The organism is Streptococcus pseudopneumoniae (assembly GCF_001076775.1).
Classification (GTDB): Bacteria; Bacillota; Bacilli; order Lactobacillales; family Streptococcaceae; genus Streptococcus; species Streptococcus pseudopneumoniae_G.
Window position 1 is genome coordinate 129318 of the sequence record NZ_JVGV01000022.1, and the last position, 18985, is coordinate 148302.

Here is an 18985-nt window from a genome sequence, read left to right on the forward strand (position 1 = left end):
TTAGAGAGTTTTTGGATGTTAAAAATCTTGTTTTGTGTTATAATGAATTATCATATAAGAGGTTAGAGGAGTTTTGAATGAAAACAGATATTGAAATCGCACAGAGTATTGAGTTGAAGCCAATCGTTGATGTTGTAGAGAAACTTGGAATTTCTTACGACGATTTGGAGTTGTATGGAAAGTACAAGGCTAAGCTCAGCTTTGATAAAATTCGTGCAGTTGAGAGCAATCCAGTTGGGAAATTGATTTTGGTTACTGCTATCAACCCAACACCTGCAGGTGAAGGAAAATCAACCATTACCATTGGTCTTGCGGATGCCTTGAACAAGATTGGCAAGAAAATCATGATCGCTATTCGCGAACCATCTCTTGGTCCTGTAATGGGTATTAAGGGGGGTGCAGCTGGTGGTGGTTATGCTCAAGTTCTGCCAATGGAAGATATTAATCTCCACTTCACTGGAGACATGCATGCCATTACAACTGCCAACAATGCTCTTTCTGCCTTGATTGACAACCACTTGCACCAAGGGAATGAGTTGGGAATTGACCAACGACGTATTTTCTGGAAACGTGTAGTGGACTTGAACGACCGTGCCCTTCGTCATGTAACCGTTGGACTTGGTGGTCCTCTAAACGGTATTCCTCGTGAGGATGGCTTTGACATTACCGTCGCTTCCGAAATCATGGCGATTCTTTGCTTGGCAACAGACATCGAGGACTTGAAACGCCGTTTGGCTAATATTGTTATCGGTTATCGCTATGATCGTACCCCTGTTTCTGTAGGTGATTTGCAGGTCGAGGGTGCGTTAGCATTGATTTTGAAGGATGCGATTAAGCCAAACTTGGTTCAGACAATTTACGGTACACCTGCCTTTGTACATGGTGGTCCATTTGCCAATATTGCTCACGGATGTAACTCTGTCTTGGCAACTACAACAGCCCTTCACTTGGCTGATTACACAGTTACTGAAGCTGGTTTTGGTGCAGACCTTGGTGCCGAGAAATTCCTTGATATCAAGACGCCAAACTTGCCAACATCTCCAGATGCAGTTGTCATTGTTGCAACCCTTCGTGCCCTTAAGATGAATGGTGGCGTGGCTAAAGACGCTCTTACAGAGGAAAATGTGGAGGCGGTTCGTACAGGTTTTGCTAACTTGAAACGCCACGTTGAAAATATCCGTAAGTTCGGTATTCCAGCAGTAGTAGCTATCAACGAATTTGTTTCTGATACAGAGGCTGAAATCGCAGCCTTGAAAGAACTTTGTGCTTCAATTGATGTGCCAGTTGAACTAGCAAGTGTCTGGGCTGATGGCGCAGAAGGTGGAGTAGCACTTGCCGAAACAGTTGTCAAGACTATCGCTGAAAACCCATCTAACTATAAACGTTTGTATGATAATGACCTTTCTGTCCAAGAAAAGATTGAAAAGATTGTTACTGAAATCTACCGTGGTAGCAAAGTGAACTTTGAGAAGAAAGCTCAAACACAAATCGCTCAAATCGTTCAAAACGGTTGGGACAAATTGCCAATCTGTATGGCTAAAACTCAATACAGTTTCTCAGACAATCCAAATGCACTTGGAGCACCTGAAAACTTTGAAATTACCATTCGCGAATTGGTGCCAAAATTAGGTGCAGGCTTCATCGTTGCCTTAACTGGCGATGTCATGACCATGCCAGGCCTACCAAAACGTCCAGCAGCTCTCAACATGGATGTTGAAAGCGATGGAACAGTACTAGGTTTGTTCTAGTATATTGTAATTGACTTTATACTCTTCGAAAATCTCTTCAAACCACGTCAGCTTCACCTTGGATTATATATGTGACTGACTTCGTCAGTCTTGTCTACAACCTCAAAGCAGTGCTTTGAGCAACCTGCGGCTATCTTCCTAGTTTGCACTTCGATTTTCATTGAGTAAAAAATGAGTTTGCAAATACTATCCAAGCTCATTTTTTATCTAGATATAAGGAGTTGCCTTCTACACGTAAGCAGTCTAGGTAAAGATATTTTCCCTGAATTCTGATATAATAGAAATATTGACTTCAAGAGTAAGGAAGAGAAGATGAACGCATTATTAAATGGAATGAATGATCGTCAGGCTGAGGCAGTGCAAACGACAGAAGGTCCCTTGTTAATCATGGCGGGGGCTGGTTCTGGAAAGACCCGAGTTTTGACCCACCGCATTGCTTATCTGATTGATGAAAAGCTGGTTAATCCTTGGAATATCTTGGCCATTACCTTTACAAATAAGGCTGCGCGTGAGATGAAGGAGCGTGCTTATAGCCTCAATCCAGCCACTCAGGACTGTCTGATTGCGACCTTCCACTCCATGTGTGTGCGTATTTTGCGTCGTGATGCGGATCATATTGGCTACAACCGTAATTTTACTATTGTCGATCCTGGTGAACAGCGAACGCTCATGAAACGCATTCTCAAGCAGTTAAACTTGGATCCGAAAAAATGGAATGAACGAACTATTTTGGGGACTATTTCCAATGCTAAGAATGATTTAATTGATGATGTGGCTTATGCTGCTCAAGCCGGGGATATGTACACACAAATCGTGGCTCAGTGCTATACGGCCTATCAGAAAGAATTGCGTCAGTCGGAGTCGGTTGACTTTGATGATTTGATTATGCTGACCCTGCGTCTCTTTGATCAAAATCCTGATGTTTTGACTTACTATCAACAGAAATTCCAATACATCCACGTTGATGAGTACCAAGATACCAACCATGCCCAGTACCAATTGGTCAAACTCTTGGCTTCGCGCTTTAAAAACATCTGTGTGGTTGGGGATGCTGACCAGTCTATCTACGGTTGGCGTGGTGCTGATATGCAGAATATCTTGGACTTCGAAAAGGATTATCCCCAAGCCAAGGTTGTTTTGTTGGAGGAGAATTACCGCTCAACTAAAACCATTCTCCAAGCGGCCAATGAGGTCATTAAAAACAATAAAAATCGCCGTCCTAAGAATCTCTGGACTCAAAATGCTGATGGGGAACAAATCGTTTACTATCGTGCCAATGATGAGCTAGATGAAGCTGTATTTGTAGCCAGAACTATCGATGAACTTGGTCGGAGTCAAAACTTCCTTCACAAGGATTTTGCAGTTCTCTATCGTACAAATGCGCAGTCCCGTACTATTGAGGAAGCCTTGCTCAAGTCAAATATTCCTTATACCATGGTTGGCGGAACCAAGTTCTACAGCCGTAAGGAAATCCGAGATATTATCGCTTACCTCAATCTTATTGCCAATTTGAGTGACAATATTAGTTTTGAGCGTATTATCAATGAACCGAAACGAGGAATTGGCCCAGGTACTGTTGAGAAAATCCGTGACTTTGCGAATATGCAAGACATGTCCATGCTAGATGCTTCAGCCAATATCATGTTATCTGGTATCAAGGGTAAAGCAGCCCAGTCTATCTGGGATTTTGCCAATATGATTCTAGATTTACGAGAGCAGCTGGACCAATTAAATATTACAGAGTTGGTTGAGGCTGTCCTTGAAAAAACAGGTTACGTTGATATTCTCAATGCTCAAGCGACTTTAGAAAGCAAGGCTAGGGTTGAAAATATTGAAGAGTTCCTTTCTGTGACGAAAAACTTTGATGACACCTCTGATGGGCCAGAAGAGGAAACTGGTCTGGACAAACTGAGTCGTTTCTTAAATGATTTAGCCTTGATTGCGGATACAGATTCAGGTAGTCAGGAGACATCAGAAGTGACCCTGATGACCCTGCATGCTGCCAAAGGTCTCGAGTTTCCAGTTGTATTTTTGATTGGGATGGAAGAAAATGTCTTTCCACTTAGTCGCGCGGCTGAGGATCAAGATGAATTGGAAGAAGAACGCCGTCTGGCCTATGTAGGAATTACGCGTGCAGAGAAAATTCTCTATCTGACAAATGCCAACTCGCGCCTGCTTTTTGGTCGTACCAACTACAACCGTCCGACTCGTTTTATTAACGAAATCAGCTCAGACTTACTTGAGTATCAAGGTCTGGCTCGTCCTGCAAATTCAAGCTTTAAGGCATCTTATAGCAGTGGCGGCCTTGCCTTTGGTCAAGGAATGAGCTTAGCCCAGGCCCTTCAAGACCGTAAACGCAGTGCGGCTCCAAAGACTATCCAGTCAAGCGGTCTCCCATTTGGTCAATTTACAGCTGGTGCAAAATCAGCTTCTAGTGAGGCAAATTGGTCCATTGGTGACATTGCTCTCCACAAGAAATGGGGAGAGGGAACTGTTCTGGAAGTTTCAGGTAGCGGTGCTACGCAGGAATTAAAAATAAATTTCCCAGAAGTAGGTTTGAAAAAACTTTTAGCTAGTGTAGCCCCAATTGAGAAAAAAATCTAATTTTCCATCCTTCTCACGAATAATAAAGTGAGGAGGATTTTTATGTACAGTATTTCATTTCAAGAAGATTCACTATTACCAAGAGAAAGACTGGCCAAGGAAGGAGTCGAAGCGCTCAGTAATCAAGAGTTGCTAGCTATTTTACTCAGGACAGGAACACGTCAAGCTAGCGTTTTTGAAATTGCCCAGAAAGTTTTGAACAACCTTTCAAGCCTAACGGATTTGAAAAAAATGACCCTGCAGGAATTGCAGAGTCTGTCTGGTATCGGGCGTGTTAAGGCTATAGAATTACAAGCTATGATTGAACTGGGGCATCGTATTCACAAACATGAAACTATTGAGATGGAAAGTATTCTCAGCAGTCAAAAGCTGGCCAAGAAGATGCAACAGGAGTTGGGACATAAAAAACAAGAGCACCTGGTGGCGCTCTATCTCAATACTCAAAATCAAATCATCCATCAACAGACCATTTTTATCGGTTCTGCAACTCGTAGTATCGCTGAACCACGTGAGATTCTTCATTATGCCATCAAGCATATGGCGACCTCTCTCATCTTGGTTCACAATCATCCTTCAGGAGCGGTATCGCCTAGCCGAAATGATGATCATGTCACTAAACTTGTCAAAGAAGCCTGCGAACTGATGGGGATTGTCCTCTTGGACCATTTGATTGTCTCACATTCTAGTTACTTTAGTTACCGTGAAAAGACGGATTTAATCTAAAGTTCATTAACGACATAGTTAAAGAGGTTTTTATCTTTGGGACGATTTTCAAAAAGAAATTCTGGGTGCCATTGGACACCGAGAAAGGCGACATCATCCGTACTTATGACAGCTTCAATGATACCATCTTTAGGATCATGAGCTGCAATCTTTAAATTTGGTGCTAAATCCTTGATGCTCTGGTGGTGGAAGGAGTTGATATGGGAGATTTCTCCATAGATTTCTCGAAGAACAGTATCTGGTTCTGTCATCAAGCGTTGAGTTGTGTACTCGGCAGAACAATCTTGCCAGTGGTCTTCTATATCTTGATACAGAGTTCCACCCATGGCAACGTTAAAGAGTTGAGTCCCACGACAGACAGAAAAAATAGGTTTTTTCTGGTTAATAGCTTCCTTGATGAGGGCTAGTTCGAAGGTATCTCTTTGAAGGTGGTAGTCATCGCTATCAATGGTTTTCGGTTCACCATAGAATTTTGGATCAACATTTTGCCCACCTGTCAAGATGAGCTTGTCAATCAAACTGATATAGTGGCTAGCCATTTCTTGATCACCAATTGGTAGGATGATGGGAATCCCTCCAGCATCTTTAACTCCTTCAACAAAGCCTTTTGCTGCGTAGCTCATCATGATGTCATCATCTGGATGAGTTTTTTCGTTTCCTGTAATCCCAATAACTGGTTTTTTCATAAAATGATTTTCGCTTTCTAATCCTCTTTTCGCATGAAGTAGAGGAGAGTTTGGAGTTCACTTGTCAAATCGACATATTGAACGACCACGTCTTTTGGTAAATGCAGATGGACTGGTGAAAAACTGAGGATTCCTTTCACGCCAGCATCCACCAAGAGATTGGCAACCTCTTGCGACTTGACGCTGGGAACAGTCAAGATAGCAGTCTTCACATCAGCATCCTTGATTTTATCCTTGATTTGAGAAATTCCGTAAATGGGAATCCCATCAGGAGTTTGGGTACCGACTTCAGGATGGTCATCTAGATCAAAGGCCATGATAATCTTCATCTTGTTACGCTCGTGGAAGCGGTAGTGGAGAAGGGCATGGCCCATATTTCCAATACCTACCAGCATGACATTGGTAATAGAGTTATCATTGAGTAAATCGGCAAAAAATGTCATCAGTTTTTTGATATCATAGCCAAAACCACGACGACCTAGTTCACCAAAATAGGAAAAATCACGACGTACGGTCGCGGAATCAATACCGATAGCCTCTGCAATTTGCTTAGAGTTGGCACGTTCAATCTTTTCTGCATGAAATCTCTTAAAAATTCGATAGTAGAGAGAGAGTCTTTTCGCTGTTGCTTTTGGAATAGCAGACTGTTTATCTTTCACAAAATCACAACCTTTCTATTCTTCTATTTTATAGAAACATTGTGAAAAAATCAACAAAAACAAGAAAAAACTAAGAAAAATCTTAGTTTTGATGTAAAAAATCTGCATGTGATAGAAATCGGGGCTCTATAATATTTGTAGTGGGTAAATCCCCTATAGATCTTATGGAGCCTATTTTGTTGTAGAAAAAAAGTCCCATAAGATCTATAATGAAAAGTGACCAAACAACTCATTAGAAAGATTCATATGGAACAATTACATTTTATCACAAAACTACTCGATATCAAAGACCCTAATGTCCAAATTATGGATGTTGTTAATAGAGATACCCACAAGGAAATCATCGCCAAACTGGATTATGAGGCCCCATCTTGTCCTGAATGTGGAAGTCAAATGAAGAAATATGATTTTCAAAAACCATCTAAGATTCCTTACCTTGAAACAACTGGTATGGCTACTAGAATTCTCCTTAGAAAGCGTCGTTTTAAGTGCTATCAGTGTTCAAAAATGATAGTCGCTGAGACTTCTCTCGTCAAGAAAAATCACCAAATTCCTCGTATCATCAACCAAAAAATTGCGCAAAAGTTGATTGAGAAGATTTCTATGACCGATATTGCTCATCAGCTGGCCATTTCAACTTCAACTGTCATTCGCAAGCTCAATGACTTCCGTTTTAAGCATGATTTTTCTAGCCTTCCTGAGATTATGTCTTGGGACGAGTATGCCTTCACTAAGGGGAAAAATGAGTTTCATTGCTCAGGACTTTGAAAAACTCAATATCATAACTGTTCTTGAGGGTAGAACACAGGCTGTCATCCGAAATCACTTTCTTAAATATGATAGAGTCGTTCGTTGTCAGGTGAAAATCATTACTATGGATATGTTTAGCCCTTACTATGACTTGGCTAAACAGCTTTTTCCGTGTGCTAAAATCGTTCTAGATCGTTTCCATATTGTACAACATTTAAGCCGTGCTATGAGTCGTGTGCGTGTCCAAATCATGAATCAGTTTGAACGAAAATCTCATGAATACAAGGCTATCAAGCGATACTGGAAACTCATCCAACAAGATAGTCGGAAACTCAGCGATAAACGTTTTTATCGCCCTACTTTCCGTATGCACTTGACGAATAAAGAGATTCTAGACAAGCTTTTGAGCTATTCAGAAGACTTGAAACACCACTATAATCTCTATCAGCTCTTACTCTTTCACTTTCAGAACAAGGAGCCAGACAAATTTTTCGGACTCATTGAGGACAATCTAAAGCAGGTTCATCCTCTTTTTCAGACTGTCTTTAAAACCTTCCTCAAGTATAAAGAAAAGATTGTCAATGCTCTTCAACTACCCTACTCCAACGCCAAATTGGAGGCCACCAATAATCTCATTAAACTCATCAAACGCAATGCCTTTGGTTTTCGGAACTTTGAAAACTTCAAAAAACGAATTTTCATCGCTCTCAATATCAAAAAAGAAAGGACGAATTTCGTCCTTTCTCGATCTTAGCTTTTCTTCAACCCACTACAGTTGACAAAGAGCCGAAATCGGTAGAGGTCTCCGACCAGACCCTGATAAACTTTCTGGCCATTAAAAGTCAGAGAAGTCACATAAAGTGTATCTGGTAGGGTCACACATCCTGACAGAGCCAGCATGAGAGCTTTATAATCCTCATACTTGAGTGTACGCTCTACATGATAGTTGTCCTTATAGGTCAGTTCAAACATATGGGACCTATCTTTCCGATTTTGTAAAGACACCACGTTCTACCAAGCTATCCATGAGGAAGTAGAATTTTTCCTGATGAATGTGGTGGTCTTCTGATTTGAAAATATCAACTAGACGAAGGCCAAACTTGTCAGTGATATTGATTTTAGCCCCTGTAAGTTCCTTGTTAATAATGATTTTGAGTTGGAAGCCTTCACCACTGTTCGGAACTTTTTCCAAAAGGCGAGTCAATTCATAGTTACCAACCTTAGTCTCAAAAAAGGTGTTGTCCTTAAGGGTGAATTTTTTAACAGAAGGGCTAAGAGTGTAGTCGTAACGACAATTTTTTAACTGAATGGTTTTTTCAAATGCCATATGGCTAACCTCCGATAATTTCTTTTAAGGTTTTTGCAAGGGTTTGTAGGTCTTCGACAGTATTTTGTGGCGACAAACTGATACGAACGGATTCCTTCAAACGTTCTGAATTTGCCCCGTACATGGCTTCAAGAACATGGCTGGATTGGACAATGCCTGCAGTACAGGCTGAGCCAGTAGAGATAGAAATTCCAGCTAAATCTAGACGAAGGAGTAAGAGGTCGTTTTTCTGACCAGGAAATCCAATATTGAGAACATAAGGGAGATGGTGTTCGCCTCTATTCAGGTAATACTGAACTCCCTCTAGCTCTGCCAGAAAGGCAGTTTCTAGATTTTGTACATGTTGAAAATGTTCTTCTTGTTTTTCTAGGTCTTCTTTTAGGGCTGCAACCATGCCTATGATGGCAGCAAGATTTTCAGTCCCTGCACGTTTTTTTTGTTCTTGGTCTCCGCCATGTAGATAGGAATCAAAATCCATGCTAGATGCGTAGAGAAAGCCGATTCCCTTAGGACCATGGAATTTATGGGCAGAAGCAGTGAGAAAATCAATGCCCAATTCTTCGGGGTGAATTGGTATTTTACCAATAGCTTGAACTGCGTCGACATGATATGCAGCAGGGTGTTGCTTGAGTATTTGGCCAATTTCAGCAATGGGAAGTAGGTTTCCTGTCTCATTATTGGCAAACATGGTAGAAACCAAAATTGTATCATCACGTAAAGCATTTTGAATTTGTTGGGCTGTGATTTCTTGATTTTCTGGTTGGATAATGGTTGCTTCAAACCCAAAGTGTTGAACCAAGTAATCAATAGTTTCAAGGACGGCATGGTGCTCAATAGCAGTTGTGATGATATGTTTTCCTTGCTCTTGGTGACGAAGGCAGTAACCAATGATAGCAGTATTGTTGCCTTCAGTACCACCAGAAGTGAAAAAGATATGTTGAGGTTTTGTCTTCAGTAACTTGGCTAGTTCCTGACGAGCTTCTCGCAAGAGTTTGCCAGCTTGACGACCATGACCATGAATACTAGAAGGGTTTCCGTGGGTTTCTTGCATAACCTTGGTCATAGCTGAAATAGCAACTGCTGACATGGGAGTCGTTGCAGCATTGTCCAAATAAATCAAAGAATCACCTTATTTCTTTTTGTTGTAGGCAAAGAGTGGGCTGACTGGTTTTCTTTCGTGGATACGGACGATGGCATCACCAATTAACTCACTAGCAGTGATGTAGCATACGTTTTTAGGAGTTTTTTCTTTTGTTGCTACTGAATCAGTCACAAGAATTTCTTTAATATTAGTATTGTCAAGAAGTTCAGCAGCACCTTCAACAAAGAGACCATGACTAGAAACAGCATAAATTTCTGTAGCTCCTTCACGTTCAACGATTTTAGCAGCTTCAGAGAAGGTACGTCCTGTATTTAAAATATCGTCAATCAAGATGGCTTTCTTACCTTCAACATCACCGATAATATAACCTTCGTTGCGAGTAGCATCGTCTTGAGGGTAGTCGATAATGGCGATAGGAGCATCAAGATATTCAGCCAAGCTACGAGCACGTTTCACACCTGAATTTTTAGGGCTAACAACAACAACATCTGAGCCAAGTAAGCCCTTATCGCAATAATGTTTTGCAAATAGAGGAACTGTGAAGAGGTTATCGACAGGAATATCAAAGAAGCCTTGAACCTGAACGGCATGTAAATCAAGTGTAAGGATACGATCAACACCAGCCTTAACCAGCATATTGGCAACTAGTTTAGCTGTAAGTGGCTCACGTGGTGAAGCAATACGGTCTTGACGTGCATAACCAAAATATGGAAGGACAACGTTGATACTGTGGGCACTTGCACGAACACAAGCGTCGACCATGATCAATAACTCCATTAGGTGGTTGTTAACTGGGAAACTTGTTGATTGGATGATGTAAACATCATAACCACGGACACTTTCTTCGATATTTACTTGGATTTCTCCATCTGAAAATTGACGTGATGATAGTTTTCCAAGTGGGACACCAACAGCTTGAGCAATTTTCTGTGCAATCTCTTGGTTAGAGTTGAGTGCGAAAAGTTTCATGTTTTTTCTATCTGACATTATAGACCGTCCTCTGTAAACTTTTTAAATCCTAGCCTATATGAACTGGGATTTTTGTATTTTATCTTTTCTATTTTACCAAAAAATAGAGATTATTTCAGCTATTTTTCATGCTTTTGACAAATCGGACCAATTTTGAGGGAGCTTTTTGATAAGCAATCTGATTTTCCTCTAAAAATTGCTGGAAATCTTGTTTCCCTTGCTCGTGATTCTCAACTTCAAGCTCTAATTCGTAATCTGTAATATCAAAGTACTGACTTTCATCTAGCGCCATGAGACCAATAGCTGTTTGCATTTCATAGCGAAGCGTTGTTAGACAGCCAAGAATCTGCCATTCACTAGTTTTAATACCATGTTTAGCCAATTCATCCAGTACTAGCCCTTGAGGAAGTTCTTTCTTGCTCAGATAGTTTTCAGCATCTTTTAGTTGCAATTTTTGATTGTATTCCATGTTTCCGACACTTTGTGGGACTTTGAGTGTCAATTCTGCCAAGTCTTCAAAGGTTCGAATACGCATAGCGACTTTCTTTTCTCGTAGTTCAAAATCAGGCGTGTCTATGTAGTAATTTTTTTGAAGAACAGGAGTGACGTCTGTGAACTGGTCCTTTAGACGATTGTATTCATATTTTTTCAAGAGTGTTTTCAATTCAATTTCTAAATGTTTCATTTTTCTTACCTTTTCTTTATCGTTGAAAGCGGATTTATGGTATAATAAGCATTGTATTTATTGTATATGAATCTGGAGAAAAAATCAAAGATATTTTTGAAGGATAATATGAGAACAAGGGAGAATATATGACCTTAGAATGGGAAGAATTTCTAGATCCTTACATTCAAGCTGTTGGTGAGTTAAAGATTAAACTTCGTGGTATTCGTAAGCAATATCGTAAGCAAAATAAGCATTCGCCGATTGAGTTTGTGACGGGTCGGGTCAAGCCGATTGAGAGTATCAGGGAGAAAATGGCTCGGCGTGGCATTACTTATGCTACCTTAGAGCACGATTTGCAAGATATTGCTGGTTTGCGTGTGATGGTTCAGTTTGTAGATGACGTTAAGGAAGTAGTGGAGATTTTGCGCAAACGTCAGGATATGCGGATCATACAGGAGCGAGATTACATTACTCATCGAAAAGCATCAGGCTACCGTTCCTATCACGTGGTAGTAGAATATACGGTTGATACCATCAATGGAGCCAAGACCATTTTGGCGGAAATTCAGATTCGTACTTTGGCCATGAATTTCTGGGCAACAATAGAACATTCTCTCAACTACAAGTACCAAGGGGATTTCCCAGAGGAAATTAAGAAGCGGCTGGAAATCACGGCCAAGATTGCCCATCAGTTGGATGAAGAAATGGGTAAAATACGTGATGATATCCAAGAAGCCCAGGCTCTTTTTGATCCTTTGAGTAGAAAATTAAATGACGGTGTAGGAAACAGTGACGATACAGATGAAGAATACAGGTAAACGAATTGACCTGATAGCCAATAGAAAACCGCAGAGTCAAAGGGTTTTGTATGAATTGCGAGATCGTTTGAAGAGAAATCAGTTTATACTCAATGATACCAATCCGGATATCGTTATTTCCATTGGTGGGGATGGCATGCTCTTGTCGGCCTTTCATAAGTACGAAAACCAGCTTGACAAGGTCCGCTTCATTGGTGTTCACACTGGACATTTGGGCTTCTATACGGACTACCGTGATTTTGAGTTGGACAAGCTAGTGACTAATTTGCAGCTAGATACCGGAGCAAGAGTCTCTTACCCTGTTCTGAATGTGAAGGTCTTTCTTGAAAATGGTGAAGTGAAGATTTTTAGAGCACTAAATGAAGCCAGTATCCGCAGGTCTGATCGAACCATGGTGGCGGATATTGTAATCAATGGTGTTCCCTTTGAACGTTTTCGTGGAGATGGGCTAACAGTTTCGACCCCGACTGGTAGTACAGCCTATAACAAGTCTCTCGGTGGAGCTGTTTTGCATCCTACCATTGAAGCTCTTCAGTTGACGGAAATTGCCAGCCTTAATAATCGTGTTTATCGAACGCTGGGTTCGTCCATTATTGTTCCTAAGAAGGATAAGATTGAACTCATTCCAACGAGAAACGATTACCATACCATTTCGGTTGACAATAGTGTGTATTCCTTCCGCAATATTGAGCGAATTGAGTATCAAATCGACCATCATAAGATCCACTTTGTCGCCTCACCGAGCCATACCAGTTTCTGGAATCGTGTTAAGGATGCTTTTATCGGCGAGGTGGATGAATGAGGTTTGAATTTATCGCAGATGAGCATGTCAAGGTTAAGACCTTCTTAAAAAAGCACGAGGTTTCTAAGGGGCTGCTAGCTAAGATTAAGTTTCGAGGCGGAGCTATTCTGGTCAATGATCAACCACAAAATGCGACGTATCTATTGGATATTGGAGACCGAGTTACCATTGATATTCCCGCTGAGGAAGGTTTTGAAACTCTCGAAGCTATCGAGAGACCATTAGATATTCTCTATGAGGATGACCATTTTCTGGTCTTAAATAAACCCTATGGAGTGGCTTCTATTCCTAGTGTCAACCACTCCAATACAATCGCTAATTTTATCAAGGGTTACTACGTCAAGCAAGACTATGAAAATCAGCAGGTTCACATTGTAACCAGACTTGATAGGGACACTTCTGGCTTGATGCTCTTTGCCAAGCACGGCTATGCCCATGCACGATTAGACAAGCAGTTGCAGAAGAAGTCCATTGAAAAACGCTACTTTGCTTTGGTTAAAGGTGATGGATACTTGGAGTCAGAGGGGGAAATTATTGCCCCGATTGCGCGTGATGAAGACTCCATTATTACCAGACGCGTAGCTAAAGGTGGAAAGTATGCTCATACTTCTTACAAGATTGTAGCATCTTATGGGAATATTCATTTGGTAGACATTTGCCTGCACACTGGTCGAACCCACCAAATACGAGTCCATTTTTCTCATATTGGTTTCCCTTTGTTGGGCGATGACTTGTACGGAGGTAGTCTGGATGACGGTATTCAACGTCAGGCCCTGCATTGCCATTTCCTATCCTTTTATCATCCATTTTTAGAGCAAGACTTGCAGTTAGAAAGTCCCTTGCCGGATGATTTCAGTAACCTTATTACCCAGTTATCAACTAATACTCTATAAAAACTGATTCAGAGTATAATTATTATTTTAAAGGAGAAAACTCATGGAAGTTTTTGAAAGTCTCAAAGCCAACTTGGTTGGTAAAAATGCTCGTATCGTTCTCCCTGAAGGGGAAGAACCTCGTATTCTTCAAGCGACTAAACGCCTGGTAAAAGAAACAGAAGTGATTCCTGTTTTGCTTGGAAATCCTGAAAAAATTAAAATTTATCTTGAAATCGAAGGTATCGAAGATGGTTATGAAGTCATCGATCCTCAACATTATCCTCAATTTGAAGAAATGGTCGCTGCCTTGGTAGAGCGTCGCAAGGGCAAAATGTCTGAAGAAGATGCACGCAAGGTTTTGGTTGAAGATGTCAACTATTTTGGTGTTATGTTGGTTTACTTGGGCTTGGTTGATGGAATGGTGTCAGGTGCGATTCACTCAACTGCTTCAACAGTTCGTCCAGCCCTTCAAATCATCAAAACTCGTCCAAATGTAACTCGTACTTCAGGTGCCTTTCTCATGGTTCGTGGTACTGAACGTTACTTATTTGGAGACTGTGCCATCAACATCAATCCAGATGCAGAAGCCTTGGCTGAAATTGCCATCAACTCAGCAATCACAGCTAAGATGTTTGGCATCGAGCCTAAAATTGCTATGCTAAGCTATTCTACTAAAGGTTCAGGATTTGGAGAAAGCGTTGATAAGGTTGTTGAAGCAACTAAAATTGCTCACGACTTGCGTCCCGACCTTGAAATTGATGGGGAGTTGCAATTTGATGCAGCCTTTGTTCCTGAAACTGCAGCTCTGAAAGCTCCTGGAAGTACGGTAGCTGGTCAAGCAAATGTCTTCATCTTCCCAGGTATCGAGGCAGGAAATATCGGTTACAAGATGGCTGAACGTCTTGGTGGTTTTGCAGCTGTAGGACCTGTTTTGCAAGGTTTGAACAAACCAGTTAACGACCTTTCTCGTGGATGTAATGCAGATGATGTTTACAAGTTAACCCTTATCACAGCAGCTCAAGCAGTTCATCAATAAGATTTAGTCCTCTTTCCCTTGGGAAGAGGCTTTTTAATACTAGGAAAAGGACAGTTAGAATCTTCTGTGTTATACTAGAGATATGTTAGATTTGAAAGAATACGGTATTGTCATGTGGCCGGAGGAGAAGATTGTTTCTTTTCGTGAGAAACTCCTCAACTGGTATGATGGAAATAAGCGAGATTTACCGTGGCGTAGAAGTAAAAATCCTTATCATATCTGGGTGTCTGAAATTATGCTCCAGCAGACCAGGGTGGATACGGTTATCCCTTACTATGAACGATTCTTGGACTGGTTTCCAACAGTGGAAAGTTTGGCGAATGCGCCTGAAGAGCGTTTGTTGAAGGCTTGGGAAGGTTTGGGTTATTATTCTCGAGTTCGTAATATGCAGGCTGCAGCCCAGCAGATTATGACTGACTTTGGTCGTCAATTTCCAAATACCTATGAAGGAATTTCCAGCTTGAAAGGAATTGGTCCCTACACTGCAGGTGCCATTTCTAGTATTGCTTTTAACTTGCCTGAGCCAGCTGTAGATGGTAATGTCATGCGGGTGTTGGCCCGTCTATTTGAAGTCAATCATGATATTGGGATTCCAAGTAATCGCAAAATTTTTCAGGCAATGATGGAAATCTTGATTGACCCAGAAAGGCCTGGTGACTTTAATCAAGCTTTGATGGACTTAGGATCTGATATTGAGGCACCTGTAAATCCCAGACCAGAAGAAAGCCCAGTTAAGGACTTTAGTGCAGCATATCAGAATTGCACAATGGACCGTTATCCAATCAAGGCTCCCAAGAAAAAGCCAGTTCCTATTTATCTTAAAGCCTTAGTTGTGAAAAATTCTCAGGGACAATTTTTACTTGAAAAAAATGAAAGTGAAAAATTATTGGCAGGTTTTTGGCATTTCCCCTTGATAGAAGTAGATAACTTTTCGCAAGAAGAGCAGTTTGACCTCTTTCATCAGGTTGCAGAAGAAAATGTGAACTTTGGTCCCAGTCCAGAAGAGAGTTTCCAGCAGGACTATGACCTAGATGTTGATTGGCTTGATGTTTATTTTGAAATGGTTAAGCATGTCTTTAGTCATCGCAAGTGGCATGTTCAAATTGTAGCAGGTCAGGTGACTGACTTCCATGACTTTTCAGATAGGGAAGTTCGCTGGCTTTCACCAGAAGAGTTTAAGGATGTTCCACTTGCTAAACCCCAACAAAAAATCTGGCAGGCTTATGCACAAGCCAACTTAGACAATAGCAAAGACTAGCTATTGTGTCTTCTTGTTATTTTTTTGATATAATAGTAGAGAAAAAGGTGAACAAATGAAAAAAATATTAATTGTAGATGATGAAAAACCAATCTCGGATATTATCAAGTTTAATATGACCAAGGAAGGTTACGAGGTTGTAACTGCTTTTAATGGTCGTGAAGCACTAGAACAATTTGAAGCAGAGCAACCAGATATTATTATTCTGGATTTGATGCTTCCCGAAATTGATGGTTTAGAAGTTGCAAAGACTATTCGTAAGACGAGTAGTGTACCTATTATCATGCTGTCAGCTAAAGACAGTGAGTTTGATAAGGTTATCGGTTTAGAGCTTGGAGCGGATGACTATGTAACCAAACCCTTCTCAAATCGTGAGTTGCAGGCGCGTGTTAAAGCTCTTCTTCGTCGTACGGACTTGGTTTCTGTAGATAATCAAGAGTCAGATGAAAAGAAAACCCAACCCTTGCAAATTGGGGACTTGGAGATTGTACCAGATGCTTATGTAGCTAAAAAATACGGTGAAGAACTAGACTTAACCCACCGTGAATTTGAGCTTTTGTATCACTTGGCTTCTCATATTGGTCAAGTGATTACCCGTGAACACTTGCTTGAAACGGTCTGGGGTTATGATTATTTCGGAGATGTTCGGACTGTTGACGTAACCATCAGACGTTTGCGTGAGAAAATCGAAGATACACCTAGTCGTCCAGAGTATATCCTAACACGTCGTGGTGTTGGTTATTATATGAGAAATAATGATTGAATTGATTAGAAAAAATATTCTTACTAGTGATTTTATCTTCATTTTAATTTTATTGGGTTTTATCTTGATTGTTACCTTGCTTTTGCTAGAAAATCGACGGGATAATATTCGGTTGAAGCAAATTAATCAAAAAGTTAAAGATCTGATTGCGGGAGATTATTCTCAGGTATTGGATATGCAGGGAAGCTCTGAAATTACTAATATTACCAATAATCTCAATGATTTATCAGAAGTAATCCGTTTGACTCAAGAAAATCTGGAACAAGAGAGTAAACGATTGAATAGTATCCTCTCATACATGACAGACGGGGTTCTTGCGACCAATCGTCGTGGCAAGATTACTATGATTAATGACATGGCTAAGAAACAGCTAGGTGTTCAGAAGGAAGAGGTTCTTAATAAAAGTATTCTAGAATTGCTTAAGATTGAAGATGAGTATGAACTTCGTGATTTGATTACCCAAATTCCTGAACTCATGATTGATTCTCAGGATGCCAATGGTGAATATCTGAGCCTTCGTGTACGCTTCGCCTTGATTCGTCGAGAGTCTGGTTTTATCTCAGGTCTGGTTGCTGTTTTGCATGATACGACAGAGCAGGAGAAGGAAGAACGGGAACGAAGACTCTTTGTTTCCAACGTTAGTCATGAGTTACGGACGCCTCTGACTAGTGTAAAATCCTATCTTGAAGCCTTGGATGAGGGAGCCTTGTCAGAACCTGTTGCACCAGACTTTATCAAGGTGTCTCTAGACGAAACCAACCGTATGATGCGGATGGTGACAGACCTTCTCCATCTTTCTCGAATTGATAATGCAACCAGTCACCTAGATGTGGAACTGATTAACTTTACTGCCTTTATTACCTTTATTCTTAACCGTTTTGATAAGATGAGGGGATCAGATGAAGAGAAGAAATACGAATTGGTTAGAGATTATCCGATTACGTCTGTCTGGATTGAAATTGATACAGACAAAATGACACAAGTGATTGATAATATTCTTAATAATGCCATTAAATATTCTCCAGATGGTGGGAAAATCACAGTGACCATGAAGACAACTGATGATCAGATGATTTTATCCATCTCTGACCAAGGACTGGGTATTCCTAAGCAGGATTTACCACGTATCTTTGACCGTTTTTATCGTGTGGATCGTGCTAGAAGTCGTGCCCAAGGTGGTACGGGTCTAGGACTGTCTATTGCTAAAGAAATTATCAAACAACATAAGGGCTTTATTTGGGCCAAGAGTGAATACGGTAAGGGATCAACATTTACCATTGTGCTCCCTTATGATAAGGATGCAGTGAAAGAAGAAGTATGGGAGGACGAAGTAGAAGACTAGAATGAGTGAAACAGGCTTTAAATACAGTATTTTAGCGTCGGGTTCCAGTGGAAATTCCTTTTATCTGGAAACCCCCAAAAAGAAGCTTTTAGTGGATGCAGGCTTGTCTGGTAAGAAAATTACCAGCCTACTTGCTGAAATTAATCGCAAACCAGAGGACCTGGATGCCATCTTGATTACGCATGAGCATTCAGACCATATCCACGGTGTGGGTGTTTTAGCTCGCAAGTATGGTATGGATTTGTATGCCAATGAAAAGACCTGGCAAGCAATGGAAAATAGCAAGTATCTTGGCAAGGTAGACTCTTCGCAAAAGCATATTTTTGAAATGGGTAAAACCAAAACCTTTGGAGATATCGACATCGAGAGTTTTGGTGTTAGCCATGATGCAGTCGCACCGCAGTTCTATCGCTTTATGAAGGATGACAAGAGTTTTGTCCTTTTGACAGATACAGGTTATGTTAGTGACCGTATGGCGGGAATTGTCGAAAATGCGGACGGCTATCTTATCGAGTCCAACCATGATGTAGAGATTCTGCGAGCCGGATCTTATGCTTGGCGACTCAAACAACGAATCCTATCGGATCTCGGTCACCTTTCTAACGAAGATGGTGCCGAAGCTATGATTCGTACACTTGGGAATCGTACTAAGAAAATCTACCTTGGTCACTTGTCTAAGGAAAACAATATCAAGGAGCTGGCTCACATGACCATGGTCAATCAGCTAGCACAAGCTGATCTGGGAGTCGGAGTAGACTTTAAGGTTTATGATACCTCACCAGATACAGCAACACCATTGACAGATATATAGAGAGAACGCTAAGAAGGTGTTCTTTTTATATTGACTGAACACCTA

General features: G+C 40.9%; 19 protein-coding genes. 12 read left to right on the forward strand and 7 right to left on the reverse strand.

Annotation, left to right across the window (positions count from 1 at the left end; translation table 11 throughout):
- The first annotated feature begins 77 nt into the window (after positions 1-77).
- From ADJ60_RS06670 to radC, 3 genes are all read left to right on the forward strand, one after another.
- The gene (locus ADJ60_RS06670) at positions 78-1748 is read left to right on the forward strand and encodes a formate--tetrahydrofolate ligase (RefSeq protein WP_049544200.1); all 1671 of its coding nucleotides are present in this window, start codon (positions 78-80) and stop codon (positions 1746-1748) included.
- Positions 1749-2060: 312 nt separating this feature from the next.
- Positions 2061-4352 carry a DNA helicase PcrA gene (gene pcrA, locus ADJ60_RS06675; RefSeq protein ID WP_049544202.1) on the forward strand — a complete coding sequence of 764 codons (2292 nt, stop codon included), beginning with the start codon at positions 2061-2063 and terminating at the stop codon, positions 4350-4352.
- Between the two features lie 42 nt (positions 4353-4394).
- Complete coding sequence (gene radC, locus ADJ60_RS06680) at positions 4395-5075, forward strand: RadC family protein (RefSeq protein WP_049544204.1); 681 nt, start codon at positions 4395-4397, stop codon at positions 5073-5075.
- Here radC and ADJ60_RS06685 read toward each other — a convergent pair.
- A complete protein-coding gene (locus ADJ60_RS06685; RefSeq protein WP_049544207.1) occupies positions 5072-5761 on the reverse strand; it encodes a gamma-glutamyl-gamma-aminobutyrate hydrolase family protein in 690 nt (229 codons plus the stop codon). The two genes, radC and ADJ60_RS06685, sit on opposite strands and share 4 nt — an antisense overlap.
- A gap of 17 nt (positions 5762-5778) precedes the next feature.
- Complete coding sequence (locus tag ADJ60_RS06690) at positions 5779-6420, reverse strand: redox-sensing transcriptional repressor Rex (RefSeq protein ID WP_049544209.1); 642 nt, start codon at positions 6418-6420, stop codon at positions 5779-5781.
- A gap of 246 nt (positions 6421-6666) precedes the next feature.
- Here ADJ60_RS06690 and ADJ60_RS11120 point away from each other — a divergent pair.
- Positions 6667-7924, forward strand: a protein-coding gene (locus tag ADJ60_RS11120; protein WP_060627934.1) for an ISL3 family transposase whose coding sequence is annotated in 2 segments (ribosomal slippage) — positions 6667-7155 and positions 7157-7924 — 1257 coding nt in all. Because the reading frame shifts where the segments join, the coding sequence is not laid out codon by codon here.
- On the opposite strand, the gene ADJ60_RS06705 is transcribed toward ADJ60_RS11120, so the two are convergent.
- The 5 genes from ADJ60_RS06705 to ADJ60_RS06725 all read right to left on the reverse strand — a co-directional run bounded on the left by ADJ60_RS06705 (position 7921) and on the right by ADJ60_RS06725 (position 11253).
- A complete protein-coding gene (locus ADJ60_RS06705) occupies positions 7921-8142 on the reverse strand; it encodes a DUF4649 family protein (protein ID WP_049544212.1) in 222 nt (73 codons plus the stop codon). The two genes, ADJ60_RS11120 and ADJ60_RS06705, sit on opposite strands and share 4 nt — an antisense overlap.
- A 7-nt stretch (positions 8143-8149) precedes the next feature.
- Positions 8150-8497: a DUF1831 domain-containing protein gene (locus ADJ60_RS06710; protein ID WP_000863540.1), complete on the reverse strand. Its 348-nt coding sequence runs from the start codon at positions 8495-8497 to the stop codon at positions 8150-8152.
- 4 nt (positions 8498-8501) lie between these two features.
- Positions 8502-9617, reverse strand: a complete 1116-nt coding sequence (locus ADJ60_RS06715; RefSeq protein ID WP_049544213.1) for a cysteine desulfurase family protein — start codon at positions 9615-9617, stop codon at positions 8502-8504.
- A 9-nt stretch (positions 9618-9626) separates the two neighbouring features.
- Positions 9627-10586, reverse strand: coding sequence for a ribose-phosphate diphosphokinase (locus tag ADJ60_RS06720; protein WP_001283818.1), 960 nt, complete (start codon positions 10584-10586; stop codon positions 9627-9629).
- 97 nt (positions 10587-10683) lie between these two features.
- Positions 10684-11253, reverse strand: a complete 570-nt coding sequence (locus tag ADJ60_RS06725; RefSeq protein WP_049544216.1) for a CYTH domain-containing protein — start codon at positions 11251-11253, stop codon at positions 10684-10686.
- A gap of 128 nt (positions 11254-11381) precedes the next feature.
- Here ADJ60_RS06725 and ADJ60_RS06730 point away from each other — a divergent pair, with 128 nt between their 5' ends.
- From ADJ60_RS06730 to ADJ60_RS06765, 8 genes are all read left to right on the forward strand, one after another.
- Positions 11382-12053, forward strand: coding sequence for a GTP pyrophosphokinase (locus tag ADJ60_RS06730; RefSeq protein ID WP_023947454.1), 672 nt, complete (start codon positions 11382-11384; stop codon positions 12051-12053).
- The gene (locus ADJ60_RS06735; protein WP_049544217.1) at positions 12037-12855 is read left to right on the forward strand and encodes an NAD kinase; all 819 of its coding nucleotides are present in this window, start codon (positions 12037-12039) and stop codon (positions 12853-12855) included. The genes ADJ60_RS06730 and ADJ60_RS06735 overlap by 17 nt, the downstream gene beginning before the upstream one ends.
- The gene (locus ADJ60_RS06740) at positions 12852-13748 is read left to right on the forward strand and encodes an RluA family pseudouridine synthase (RefSeq protein ID WP_049544220.1); all 897 of its coding nucleotides are present in this window, start codon (positions 12852-12854) and stop codon (positions 13746-13748) included. Before ADJ60_RS06735 ends, ADJ60_RS06740 begins: the two co-directional genes overlap by 4 nt.
- A 43-nt stretch (positions 13749-13791) precedes the next feature.
- Positions 13792-14766 carry a phosphate acetyltransferase gene (pta, locus tag ADJ60_RS06745; protein ID WP_049544223.1) on the forward strand — a complete coding sequence of 325 codons (975 nt, stop codon included), beginning with the start codon at positions 13792-13794 and terminating at the stop codon, positions 14764-14766.
- An 82-nt stretch (positions 14767-14848) separates the two neighbouring features.
- Positions 14849-16024, forward strand: a complete 1176-nt coding sequence (gene mutY, locus ADJ60_RS06750) for an A/G-specific adenine glycosylase (protein ID WP_049544225.1) — start codon at positions 14849-14851, stop codon at positions 16022-16024.
- A 55-nt stretch (positions 16025-16079) separates the two neighbouring features.
- Positions 16080-16787 carry a response regulator YycF gene (yycF, locus tag ADJ60_RS06755; protein ID WP_000722072.1) on the forward strand — a complete coding sequence of 236 codons (708 nt, stop codon included), beginning with the start codon at positions 16080-16082 and terminating at the stop codon, positions 16785-16787.
- Complete coding sequence (gene vicK / locus ADJ60_RS06760; RefSeq protein ID WP_049544229.1) at positions 16780-18129, forward strand: cell wall metabolism sensor histidine kinase VicK; 1350 nt, start codon at positions 16780-16782, stop codon at positions 18127-18129. The genes yycF and vicK overlap by 8 nt, the downstream gene beginning before the upstream one ends.
- Position 18130: 1 nt before the next feature.
- Complete coding sequence (locus ADJ60_RS06765; RefSeq protein ID WP_000004961.1) at positions 18131-18940, forward strand: MBL fold metallo-hydrolase; 810 nt, start codon at positions 18131-18133, stop codon at positions 18938-18940.
- Positions 18941-18985 lie beyond the last annotated feature (45 nt).